Source organism: Rhodanobacter sp. Root179, assembly GCF_001428465.1.
Taxonomy (GTDB): Bacteria; Pseudomonadota; Gammaproteobacteria; order Xanthomonadales; family Rhodanobacteraceae; genus Rhodanobacter.
In genome coordinates, this window is sequence record NZ_LMHR01000076.1 from 83,252 (window position 1) to 95,267 (window position 12,016).

Sequence of the window (12,016 nt, forward strand, 5' to 3'; positions counted from 1 at the left end):
GTAACGTGAGGCCCCAGTGTGCACGGCGCACACCGAAGGAGAAGGCAGGCCATGTTGTTGACCGTGGGCGAACTCGCCAGGCGCTGCGGACTGACCGTCCGTACGCTGCACCATTACGACACCATCGGCCTGCTGACACCCTCGGTGCGCTCCGCTGCCGGCTATCGACACTACGACCGGGCGAACATCGAACGCCTGCACCGTATCCAGGCCCTGCGTCAGCTGGGCCTGTCGCTGGCCGACATCGGCAAAGCCCTGTCCGGACCGCTGCAGCCATTGGCCGAGGTGGTCGACCGGCAGATCTCGCAGATCGACCGCGAACTCGCCGAAGGCACCCGCCTGCGCGAGCGCCTGGTGCATCTGCGCGCGCAGCTGGCAAACGGACAGCCCCCCGACCTGGCCGACTGGCTGGACACGCTGGAGCAGATGACGATGTACGAGAAGTATTTTTCACCCGAGGAACTGAAGACCCTGCCGCTGCATACCGACCCGGACGTGCTGACCGACTGGAGCGCCCTGGTCAGCGCCGTGCAATCGGCGATGGACCGCGGCGCCACGCCGGACGATCCCGACGCGCAGATCCTTGCGCAACAGTGGATGACGATGGTCGGCCGCGGCACCGGCGGCAATCCCGCCTTCCTGATGCGCCTGCATGCGATGAACGAGAACGAGCCCGGCCTGCGCGAACGCAGCGGCATCACCCGCGAGCTGGAGCAGTTCGTGGAGCAGTCGATGGTCGCGGGGCGGCTGGCGATCTTCGAGCGCTACCTCACGCCGCACGACATGCAGCGCATGCGCGAGCATTACGGCCGGCAGATGTACGCCTGGCCGCCACTGATCGCCGAACTGCGCCAGGCGATCGTCGACCATCTGCCCGCCGACGATCCGCATGCGCGACAGTTGGCGACGCGCTGGATGGCATTGTTCCGCGCCTACGCCGGCGACGATCCGGCGACGCACGCCCGCATCCGCGAGGCCTATGCCAGGGAACCGGACCTGCGCAGCGGCAGCGCGGTAGACGACACGCTGCTGGACTACGTGCGGCAGGCATTGAAAGGCCCGGCGCACACATCACACTGACCGGCGCGCACAAAAAAGGGTGGCCGATCGGCCACCCTTTCCGGTTCCCTGCGGGAGCCGACTTGTTACTTCGCGAACAGATGCTCGACGCCGGCGCGCTCTTCGCGCAGTTCCTTGTCGGTGGCATCCATGCGGGCGCGCGAGAAGTCGCTGACCGGCAGGTCCTGCACGATCGTGTACTTGCCGTCCTTCACCGTCACCGGGTAGCCGTAGATCACGCCCGGGGCGATGCCGTAGGAACCGTCGGACGGAATGCCCATCGAAACCCAGTCGCCCTCGGCCGTGCCCAGCGCCCACGAGCGCATGTGGTCGATCGCGGCCGACGCGGCGGAGGCCGCGGACGAGGCGCCGCGCGCCTTGATGATCGCCGCGCCGCGCTGCTGCACGGTCGGGATGAAGTCGCTCTCGTACCAGGCCTGGTCGATCAGGCTCAGCGCCGGCTTGCCGTCGACGGTGGTCTGCGACAGGTCCGGATACTGGGTCGAGCTGTGGTTGCCCCAGATCGTCATCTTCTTGACGTCGGTGTTGTGCTTGCCGGTCTTCTCGGCCAGCTGCGCCTTGGCGCGGTTGTGGTCCAGGCGGACCATCGCGGTGAAGCACTTCGGGTCCAGGTCCGGCGCGTTCTGCTGGGCGATCAGCGCATTGGTGTTGGCCGGGTTGCCGACCACCAGCACCTTCACGTCGCGCTTGGCGTGGTCATTGATCGCCTTGCCCTGCGGACCGAAGATCGCCCCGTTCGCTTCCAGCAGATCCTTGCGCTCCATGCCCGGGCCGCGCGGACGGGCGCCGACCAGCAGCGCATAGTCGACGTCCTTGAAGGCGACGTTGGCATCGTCGGTGGCGACCACGCCGGCCAGGGTCGGGAAGGCGCAATCGTTCAATTCCATTACCACGCCCTGCAGCGACGGCAAGGCCGGGGTGATTTCCAGCAGGTGCAGGATTACCGGCTGGTCCGGGCCCAGCATGTCGCCGGCGGCGATACGAAACAGCAAGGCATAACCGATCTGGCCGGCAGCGCCGGTAACGGCAACGCGAACGGGGGCTTTCATCATCTGATCTCCGGGAAGGGGAATCGGCAAAGGAAAATCGGAAGAGCGGAGCGGGCCGATGCCCGACTCCCCATTCCCGATTCACGGGTTCAATTCAGCTCGGCGAAAAACTCGGCAATGCGTTGCAGGCCCGGCTGCAATTGTGCAGCCGGACAGGTGTACGAGATGCGCATCGCACGCGGCTCGCCAAAGGCGGAACCGGGCACGCAGGCGACGCCCTTGGCCTCCAGCAGCGCGGCGCAGAATTCCACGTCGTTGTTGATCGCCACGCCGTGGTGGCTCTTGCCGAAGGCCACCGAAACGTCGGGGAATGCGTAGAACGCACCCTGGGGCCGCGGGCAGACCACGCCGGGAATCGCGCTGAGCGCGGCAAACACGGTGTCGCGACGGCCGGCGAATTCCTCGCACTTGGCCTGCGGGACATCCTGCGGTCCGCTCAGCGCCGCCACGGCCGCGGCGGTGATCACTTCCGGCAGGCTGGTGATGTGGTTGGAGTTCAGCGTGGTGACGGCCTTCGCCACCGCTTCCGGCGCCGCGATCAGGCCCACCCGCCAGCCCGGCATGCCGTAGGTCTTGGACACCGAATCGACGAAGATCACCCGTTCCTTCAGCTCGGGCTTGGCGAACACGAAGTTGTGGTAGCCGATGCCGTCGAACACCATCGAGTTGTAGATGTCGTCGGTGATCACCCAGGTATCCGGGTGCCTCGCCAGCACCTCGGCCAGCGCCGCGATCTCCGCGCCCGTGTAGACCATGCCGGTGGGATTGGACGGGTTGTTGAACAGGAACACCTTCGGCTTGCGCGCCAGCGCGGCGTCGAGCTGGGCCGGGGTGAGCTTGTAGTTCTGCTCCGGTCCGCAATGCATCACGTTGATCTTCGCGCCCACGATGTCGGCGATGTCGCGGTACGTGGTCCAGTACGGCGCGGCAAAACAGATCTCGTCGCCCTCGTCCAGCAGCGCCTCGGCCAGGTTGTACAGCACGTGCTTGGCGCCGATGCCGATCGACAGGTTCATGCGCCCGTAGCCGGAAAAACCCAGTGCCTCGATGTGCTTCAGGAATGCATCCAGCAGCGCGTCGGCGCCGCGGTTGCTGCCGTACTGGCCGGAGTCATGCGACAGCGACTCGCGTGCGGCGGCATACACGTGTTCGCCCGGCAGGAAGTTCGGTACGCCGATGGAGAAGCTGATGATGTCGCGGCCGGCAGCCTTGAGCTGTTTCGCCTTCTCGGCAATCACCATGATCGCGCTGGGTTTGGCGCGGCCGACACGCTGGGCGAGCTGGGGCATGGGTCTCTCACGCTGGGGGAGGAAGCAAAGGCGGTGATTTTATCACGCCATCCGGACCCCGGCGCTGGTCGTGCACGCCACGTCCACGAGAACCGGGCATGATGGCCACGCCCGCGCGACGGGCGGCTCACTCAACGCGGAGGAGATCCACATGCACTGGCTTTGGGTATTCGTGATTGGACTGATCGTCGGCCTGGTGGCCAAGCTGCTGATGCCGGGCAAGGACCCGGGCGGCTTCATCATCACCGCCATCATCGGCATTGCCGGCTCGCTGCTCGCCACCTGGGTCGGCCAGAACGTGTTTGGCTGGTACCAGGAGGGGCAATCGGCCGGCTTCATCGCTTCGGTGATCGGTGCGATCGTGTTGCTGCTGATCTACCACCTGCTCAGGCGCAAGTCCGCCTGAGCGGCGATCCCGGCGGAGCGCCGCTCTGCCGGGATGTTTCCGATCAGGCTCGCCTGATCGTGCCGGGTTTTATGCTCGTCAGGCCTGCGCCAGCCCACCCAGCAGCTTGCCAGCCAGACCTTCAAGCATGCCCAGATCGAAGCCGCCGCCCTGCCCCGCATCCGGTACCTGGCCATCCGGCGTCATGTGATCGACCGCATGCGGCAGCACGTGCGACAGCCCGCTGAGCACCACGCCCGGATCGACACCGAGCTTGCCCGCAGCCTCCTGCACCAGCGAACCCATGCCACCGCTCTGCAGCGCCTGACCGAGCTGATCCCCCGAAACCGGCTGGTTGGCGCCAGTGCCCACCCACGACTGCACCGCGCCGCCGAGCCCGTGCTGCTGCAACATGCTGATCAGGCCCTGCACGCCGCCGGCGCGCTGCAGCAGATCACCCGCCACCGAGATCATCGAGCCGGCACCGCCGGCCTGCTGCTGTCCCTGACCGCCAAGCAAATCGTTGAGGAATGACATGGTCGTTCTCCTTGATGAGTGAACAAGCGTGAAGCCAGTCGATCATAGGCTGATGAAACCGGCGCGACCATGACCTTCGTCCCCAAAAAAATCGCCGGCATCCGCCGGCGATTTCCTGCGAATCCTGATGATGGAATCAGCCGCGCTGGTCGAGCACCGCGTTCCATTCCTTGACGCGATCCGACTGCGCCGCCAGCAGGGCGTCGACGTCGCCGTCCACGGTGACCTTCTCGATCGTGTCGCCCTGGCTGATCGCGTTGACCACGTCCATGTCGGCGGCATCGACCACTTCGCCGAACACGCTGTGCTTGCCATCCAGCCACGGGGTCGGGCCATGGGTGATGAAGAACTGGCTGCCGTTGGTGCGCGGACCGGCGTTGGCCATCGACAGCACGCCCGGCTTGTCGTGCTTCAGCGAGGCGTTGAACTCGTCCTCGAACTTGTAGCCCGGACCGCCACGACCGCTGCCCTCGGGGCAACCGCCCTGGATCATGAAGTCGGCGATCACGCGATGGAACGACAGGCCGTCGTAGTAGCCACGCCTTGCCAGGTTGACGAAGTTGGCCACCGTGACCGGCGCCTTGTCTTCATGCAGGCGCAGATGGATCGGGCCGCGGTTGGTGGTGAAGGTGACATTGATGGTCATGGTAAATCCTTGGGTTCAAGAGCTGCACCGTGCCACGGCACGGATATCGGGGTCGTGAAGGATAACCCAGCCCGGGTGGTGGATCAGCCATGGCCGACCGTCGATGCTCAGGGCAGGCCCAGCTTGCCGCGGTCGAGCACACCGACGCCACGCGGCCGGGCCGCGGGCGCCGGCACATCGACCGGCCATGCTTCGCCCTCGTACAGGTGCCCCCACAACCGATCCAGCGCCACGTAGCCGTATGGCAGCAGCGGCACGTGGCGCTCGCCGAAACCTGGCAGGGCGAGGAACGCATCGAAGTGCTGCGCATGCGGCACCTTCCAGTAGATCGGCCGGCGCCCTTCGTCGCGCAGCCACTCCACGTACGGCTCGGAACTGAAAGCCGTGGGCAGCAAGCCGTCGCTGGCGCCGTGCAGCACCCACAGCGGCAGGTCCGTCCGCGGCAGGCGGGCGGCGGTTTCGGCCACCGAAGCGTGCAGCGCCTGCGCCTCGTGATCTTCGCCGGTCCACAGCGCGCGCAGGCATTCGCTGCCGATCAGGGTCGGATCGGCCGATACATTGACGCCGCCGTAAAGCCCGATGCCGTTGCCCGGGGGAATGCCGGAACCATCGGCCCACCACGCTGCCCGCGTCGCGGCGTCCACCACGCCCGGCGCGCCGCCGGCGCCGATCGCCGCGTAATGAAATCCGCAAGGCATGTCGCCCGCGCCGCGCCGCAGGTAGGACGAGGCGTAGCCCGCCGCGATCACCCGCCATAGGTCGAATGCCGTGGTGCTGGCCGCCGTGTCCATCGCCTCGTCGGTCCAGCCACGCGCATGCAGATAGTCCCGCGCCTGCGCGGACTGCTGCGCCAGCGTGTTGCCACTGAGCTTGCCCTGCGCCCGCAGGCTGGCGCAGCGGATCGGCCATGCCGGCAACGCCACGCCACGTGGCCCGCGCGCCATCGGCACGCCGGCAAACTGTTCCGCGCTCAGGGCGCAGGGCAGCCAGATCGCTGCCTCGGTGGCGTAGTCATACAACGCGCGGCCGCGATCCTTCACATGCACATTCGGTTCCAGCGCGACCACGCCGGCGAAGAATCCGTCGTGATCCAGCCCGGCCGCCTGCAATACCGCACCGCCGCCATTGGAGATGCCGGTGGCGATGATCTTCGTGTTCTGCGGCGTGAACGGCGCCTCTTCCGGATATGCCCGATCGAGCATGGCCAGGCCGAACTGCGCGGCCTGGATCACGTGCCTGCCCCAGGCCGCCTCCGGGTTGTCGCCCGAATGCATGTGCTTGATCGCGATGCCGGTGACCGGCGGCCCCGGCATCGGCTGGAATTCCAGCGCGGCGTCGCCCTTTTTCGCGCGACGCCCGTCCAGTGCCACGCCGCTGTGGTCGGCGAAATCGAAGTAGCCCGTGCCGGTGCCCTTGTCGGTATACGCCACCGCGCAGCCGTGCGGCAGGCCCCACGCGCCGGCCAGCGAAATCGCGCCGTAGACGCCGCGCGATCCCGAGGAAGCCGTCACCACCAGGCAGCGTTTCTGCTTGTCGAAGTTGTCCGGCAACTGCAGCAATACGCGATGCGGCGCGCGTGCGCCGGGAATCCGGGCAAACGCCGAGTATTCGCGCCCGGGCACGTCGGGCACCGCGCCGTAGACCGTGCCGTAGCCACCCAGCGGACCCAGGTCGGCGATGCCCTTCCAGCTGGTCTGGATCGCGCGTCGCCGCAGTTCTTCCGCGCCGGGGTCGAGTGGATCGGTGAAGGGCAGCGGCGCAGCGGCCAGGCCGGCAAGGCCCAGTCCTGCACTCAGCAGATCATCGTGACCGCGATGCTCCGTTACCCGCACTTCCCCGTAGTCGACCTCTGGCATGGCAGCTTCCTTCCCCGTGGCATGGCTGGCACAAGCGGACAGCATGACGGATAAGGGCATGAAGCAGAACAGCCAGGACAGGCGACGGGCGGAATTTTTCATTCCCGCACCATAGCAAGCACAAGACGCCTGGCCATCGTACGAAAGTCCATCGCCGCGCGCCGGCAAGCTCGACGCGGCCGCGGCGGCCAGCTAACTTCAGCGTCATGACCAGCCTGCTGATTGCCGACGACCACCCCCTGTTTCGCGCCGCGCTGCGGCTGGCCGCGAACGACAGCCTGCCCGACTGCGAGATCCGGGAGGCGGCTGACCTTGCCGGGGCGCTGCAGCTGCTGTCTGGCGCACCGGATATCGACCTGGTCCTGCTCGACCTGCACATGCCCGGCAGCCAGGGCCTGTCCGGCCTCGCCGCCTTGCGCGGCCAGCACCCCGGCGTGGCGGTGCTGGTGGTCTCCGCCCACGACGAGCCGCGCATCGTGCGTCGCGTGCTCGATCACGGCGCCGCCGGCTTCATCCCCAAAAGCGCCAGTCCTGTCGAAATCGGCGAGGCGATCCGCAGCGTGCTCGATTGCGGCACCTGGTTGCCGCCCGATCTCGCTGACGCCGTCGCCGCCCTGCCCGCCGATCCCGCCGACACCGACCTCGCCAGCCGGCTGGCCCGCCTCACCGAACAGCAATCGCGCGTGCTGGCCCTGCTGGCCGAAGGCCTGCTCAACAAGCAGATCGCCGACCGGCTGGCGATCCAGGAGCGCACGGTGAAGGCGCACGTCACCGCGATTTTCGAGAAGCTGAAGGTGCGGAATCGGACGCAAGCGGGGATGTTGTTGCGGTCGCTAGAACTTGGGGATCCGGTGCGACTTGGGTGATGTGACCAAAACCCACCAAGTTAGCCTTGCGAAGAATTGTTCAGCCGCACCATGATTGAGTAATTGCCTAAAAGAAAGGGATGGCGCGGGAATGCTTAAGCGAATGGGGTGGACCATTGTTCTACTGATACTCACTTTTGCGAGTCAGCCGTCCATCGCCTCTAATTACCAAGCATACCCAGAGCCGGGAAATTTTAAGACAACCAATTCAGATGCCGAATTCTCCCGCCAGATGGCTGGAATTCAACGGAAGGCAGAAGAAACTAGGGCTGCTCTTGAGTCTTCACGGCAACAAAGCACGCAACTCAGAACCTATCCGTTTGGTTACAACAGCGATACCAAGGAGATTTTCTACGACGGTCAGTCAGAGTTACTTACCGAAGACGTCGCCGAACAAGCGCTAGATCTGCCACCAAAAACCCAAGAAATGTTATCTGACCATGAACTTTTTCTACGTGGATTCCTACCGCTAGAACGTAACCAGCTTCAGGCTTGGCTCAATAGAGCCCGCGAGCAAAGACAGCATCAACGCGATCTTTGGATCGCAGGAAGCATCGGGCTATTACTCGTACTTTTGGCCTTGAGATGGGCCAAGCGCGAATTACCAAGACATGTGAGCTATTTGCGATCCAGAGTGGATAAGGAAGCCGCTGCAAAAGGTAGCATCGTGGTCATCTTGACGATTACAGTCCTCTATCGACTGGCTTGGGTGGCCGTCCCATTCGCGATTCTATATTGGCTGTGGGTCCATCGGCATTGAGGAAACGCAGTAACCGAAACGAGCGACGTACTCTAGGCTCCCACCGCGCCTGCTACTATTCGCTGCAGCATTTGTCTAAGCGCCAGCGGCTTCAACGGCTTGTACAGCACGCCGATCCCCGCATCGAGCAGCCGTTGCCGCAGTTCGCCGTCCCGATCCGCGGTGAGCATCACCGTCGGCACGTCGGCATGCCGCTCGCACAGGCGCTGCCAGACGTCCAGGCCGGTGTGCCCGCCATCCAGATGGAAATCGAGGATGTGCAGGTCCGGTCGCCACGGCGCAGCCAGTGCCTGTTCCGCGTTGCGGGCCGGGTGAACCTGCCAGCCCCAACTGCTCAGCAGGCTGCCCAGCGCGGCGAGCGCGGCCGGTTCGTTGTCCAGCAGCAGCGCGCGCCCCGTCGGCAGCGACCGCGCCACGCCGGTGGCCATCGGCAGGCGAGCGGCTGCCCGTGCCAGCGGCACGGCGAGGTGGAAGACGCTGCCCTGACCCGGCCAGGAACGCAGCCCCAGCGGATGACCGAGCAGCTCGGCCATGCGTTGCGCGATGGAGAGACCCAGTCCCAGCCCCTGCCCGCCCGCGGCGCTGCCACGGCGAAATTCCTGGAAGATCAGTTCCTGCTCCGCCACAGCGATGCCCGGGCCGGTGTCCCACACTTCCACGCGCAGGTGGTCACCGCCTCGACGCACGCCGAGCAGCACGCGACCGTGCTCGGCATAGCGCAAGGCATTCGACAGGAAGTTCTGCAGCACCCGGCGCAGCAGCTGCGGATCGGAATACACCCACGCGCGCGTGCCGACCACGTCCAGCCGCACGCCGCGGTCGAGCGCGATGGCGCTGAACTCGGCAGCCAGCGGATCGAGCACTTCGGCCAGCGCAAACGCGCGCGGCTGCGGATGCAGGCGACCGCCCTCCAGCCGGGCCACGTCAAGCAGGCCGGTGAGCAGGCCTTCGGTGGCGCTGAGCGCACCGTTGAGATGCTGCCCGATGGCGGCATCGCCGCCACGTTCGGTAAGTGAGTGCGCGAACAGCTGCGCGGCGTGCAAGGGCTGCATCAGGTCGTGGCTGACCGCGGCCAGGAAACGGCTCTTCGAGGCATTCGCCGCCTGCGCTTCGGCCGAGGCTGCGGCCAGTTCACGGGTGCGTTCCTCCACCCGCAGCTCGAGTGTTTCGTTGACGCGCTTCAGCGCCGCCTCGGCCTGGCGGAAGGCGGTGACGTCGGTGAAGGTAGCCACGAAGCCGCCGCCAGGCATGGGGTTGCCGCGAATCTCGACGATGGTGCCGTCGGGAAAACGCCGTTCGGACAAATGCCGCGTGCCGGTGCGCATGTGTGCCAGCCGGCGCTGCACGCGCGCTTCGACTTCACCCGGACCCAGCATGCCGGCGTCGATGTTGTGGCGGGTCAGCTCGGCCACCGGCCGCCCCACCTGCAGCATCCCCGGCGGATAGTCGAACAGGCACGCATACGGCGTGTTCCACGCCACCAGGTGCAGTTCCGCATCGACCACGCAGATGCCCTGGCTCATGTTCTCCAGCGCCGCCTCCAGCACGCGCTGGTTGAAGCGCAGGTCCTGCGCCGCCTCTCCCACGATGGCGACCACCGTGTCCAGGTCGTCGCGACCCTGCCGATGCACCACTTCCAGCAGCAGGCGCGCGGATGCCGCGCCGATCACCGCCGCCAGTTCGTGCTCGACCTGGGCCACCCGCGCACTGCCGGCGGAACCGGCCGCCGGCGCGCTGGCAAACAGCAGCGCGACCCGCTCCGGCGGCAGGAAGCGCGCCGCCAGCGCCCGCAGTTCGACCAGGCCCACGTCGCCCACGCTGACGGCGTGCGCGGAACGGCCGTAACGGGAGCTGGCCAGCGCCAGCATCACCACGATGTTGACCAACAGGCTGACCACCACCGCGCGCCCCAGCCGGTTCCAGTTGCCCAGCCCCAGCAAGCCATCCGGCGCCAGCCAGTGCAAGCCGAACGGACCGCTGTGCAACCACGCCGGCGCGGCCGGCAACAGGGCCGGCAGCACGGCATACATCCACACCAGGGTGCCCGCGGCCAGCCCGGCCATCACCGCGCGCGGTCCTAGCTGCGGCCGATACACCGCCGCCAGCAGCGCAGGTGTCAGCCCGGCCAGCGCGGAGAACGAGATCGCGCCGATGTCGGCCAGCGCCTCGTTGCGTGCCAGCAACCGGCTATACGCCCAGGCCAGCAGGATCACCAGCAGGATCGCCACGCGCCGATGGTTCAGCAGCTCGCCGCGCAGGTCGCCATGCTCGTCGCGACCCCAGCCGGAACGCACGCGCAGCGGCGCGATGAAATGGTTGACCACCATCAGGCTCAGCGTCAGCGTGGCGATCACCACCATGCTGGTCGCAGCGCTCAGGCCGCCGAGAAACGCGATCAGCGCCAGCCCATGTTCGCCACGGGCCAGCGGCAACGCCAGCACGTACATGTCCGACGACACCCCGCTCGCGCCCAGCCATGCATCGCCCAGCCGCGCCAGCGGCAGGATCGGCAGCGAGATCAGCAGCAGGTACAGCGGGAACAGCCAGCGCGCGGTGCGCAGTTGGCCATCGTCGCGGCATTCCACGATGCCCGCGTAGAACTGGTGCGGCATGGTGAACATCGCCAGCGCGCCGAGCAGGATCAAGGCGGGGAAGCCGCCACTGTCGGGCGCCTGCGGCACGTTCACCGGCAAGCCGGGCGGCAACGCCGCGAACAGCAGCGTGCCCAGCGCCAGCATCGCGCCGAGCTTGAACAGCGATTCGAACGCCATCGCCAGCACCAGCCCGCGGTTGTGCGCCATGGTTGACGCCCGACGGGTGCCGAACAGCATCGCGAACAGCGCCATCAGCAGCGCCACGTACAACGCACTGTCCTGCCACGGATCGGATTCGGCCAGCTGGCCCTGGCTGAGGATGCCGTAACTCATCGCCACCGCCTTCAGCTGCAGCGCGATGTACGGCACGATCCCGATCACCACCACCGCGGTGACCAGCGCCGCCAGCCCCGAATGCCGTCCCAGCCGCACCGCGATCAGGTCGGCCAGCGACCCGGCGTTGTACTCGCGCACCAGTTGCACCAGCCGGCCCAGGAATTTCAGCGCGAACAGATACATCAGGATCGCCCCGACGAACGTGGGCGGCAGCCACCAGCCCGAACGGCTGGCCTGGGTCACCGTGCCGTAGAACGTCCACGAGGTGCAGTGGATCGCCAACGACAGTGCATACACGATCGCCCAGCGCTTCTCGAAAATGTGCGGGCGGCGTTCGCCCAGCAACGCCACGCCGAACAGCAGGCCCAGCCAGCACAAGGCGGCGATGGCGATGACGCTGGCGCTCAGCATGCGAAGCACATCCGTGGGGGCGACTTCCGTCGCGATGTTCGCGTCGCAGCTGGATGCTTTGGAGCGAAGAGCTTTCGTCCTCCTTCGGAGGGCGAGTTACTTCTCTTTTGCTTGTCCAAAAGAGAAGTAACCAAGAGAAAATGACACCCCGCTTGGCGCTTGTTGGGCATCCTGCCCAACAAGTCCGTGAGCCGGGGCCGGGCTTTT

At 66.5% G+C, this 12,016-nt stretch carries 10 protein-coding genes; 4 read left to right on the forward strand and 6 right to left on the reverse strand.

What is annotated here, in order from left to right; all coding sequences use genetic code 11:
* Nucleotides 1-51 precede the first annotated feature (51 nt).
* Entirely contained in the window at nt 52-1,080 is a 1,029-nt protein-coding gene (locus ASD82_RS09560) for a MerR family transcriptional regulator (protein WP_056717601.1), read from the forward strand.
* Between the two features lie 65 nt (nt 1,081-1,145).
* Here the strand turns inward: ASD82_RS09560 and ASD82_RS09565 are convergent, their stop codons facing one another.
* Together ASD82_RS09565 and ASD82_RS09570 are read right to left on the reverse strand one after the other, a co-directional pair.
* A complete protein-coding gene (locus ASD82_RS09565) occupies nt 1,146-2,129 on the reverse strand; it encodes a malate dehydrogenase (protein ID WP_056717614.1) in 984 nt (327 codons plus the stop codon).
* An 89-nt stretch (nt 2,130-2,218) separates the two neighbouring features.
* Nucleotides 2,219-3,418 (reverse strand): aminotransferase class I/II-fold pyridoxal phosphate-dependent enzyme, encoded by a 1,200-nt coding sequence (locus ASD82_RS09570; RefSeq protein WP_056717602.1) that lies wholly within the window; start codon nt 3,416-3,418, stop codon nt 2,219-2,221.
* 151 nt (nt 3,419-3,569) lie between these two features.
* Between ASD82_RS09570 and ASD82_RS09575 the strand changes: the two genes are divergently transcribed.
* Nucleotides 3,570-3,824, forward strand: a complete 255-nt coding sequence (locus tag ASD82_RS09575) for a GlsB/YeaQ/YmgE family stress response membrane protein (RefSeq protein WP_056717603.1) — start codon at nt 3,570-3,572, stop codon at nt 3,822-3,824.
* Nucleotides 3,825-3,902: 78 nt separating this feature from the next.
* Here ASD82_RS09575 and ASD82_RS09580 read toward each other — a convergent pair whose 3' ends face one another.
* The 3 genes from ASD82_RS09580 to ASD82_RS09590 form a co-directional block, all read right to left on the reverse strand.
* Nucleotides 3,903-4,340: a YidB family protein gene (locus tag ASD82_RS09580; protein ID WP_056717604.1), complete on the reverse strand. Its 438-nt coding sequence runs from the start codon at nt 4,338-4,340 to the stop codon at nt 3,903-3,905.
* Between the two features lie 136 nt (nt 4,341-4,476).
* Nucleotides 4,477-4,986 (reverse strand): peptidylprolyl isomerase, encoded by a 510-nt coding sequence (locus ASD82_RS09585; protein WP_056717605.1) that lies wholly within the window; start codon nt 4,984-4,986, stop codon nt 4,477-4,479.
* Between the two features lie 107 nt (nt 4,987-5,093).
* Nucleotides 5,094-6,902 carry a 3-hydroxybutyrate oligomer hydrolase family protein gene (locus tag ASD82_RS09590; protein ID WP_200950273.1) on the reverse strand — a complete coding sequence of 603 codons (1,809 nt, stop codon included), beginning with the start codon at nt 6,900-6,902 and terminating at the stop codon, nt 5,094-5,096.
* A gap of 146 nt (nt 6,903-7,048) precedes the next feature.
* Between ASD82_RS09590 and ASD82_RS09595 the strand changes: the two genes are divergently transcribed.
* Together ASD82_RS09595 and ASD82_RS17735 are read left to right on the forward strand one after the other, a co-directional pair.
* Nucleotides 7,049-7,708, forward strand: coding sequence for a response regulator transcription factor (locus ASD82_RS09595; RefSeq protein WP_056717607.1), 660 nt, complete (start codon nt 7,049-7,051; stop codon nt 7,706-7,708).
* A 103-nt stretch (nt 7,709-7,811) separates the two neighbouring features.
* A complete protein-coding gene (locus tag ASD82_RS17735) occupies nt 7,812-8,468 on the forward strand; it encodes a hypothetical protein (protein ID WP_157599235.1) in 657 nt (218 codons plus the stop codon).
* A gap of 32 nt (nt 8,469-8,500) precedes the next feature.
* Here ASD82_RS17735 and ASD82_RS09600 read toward each other — a convergent pair whose 3' ends face one another.
* The gene (locus tag ASD82_RS09600) at nt 8,501-11,809 is read right to left on the reverse strand and encodes a PAS-domain containing protein (protein ID WP_056717608.1); all 3,309 of its coding nucleotides are present in this window, start codon (nt 11,807-11,809) and stop codon (nt 8,501-8,503) included.
* Nucleotides 11,810-12,016 lie beyond the last annotated feature (207 nt).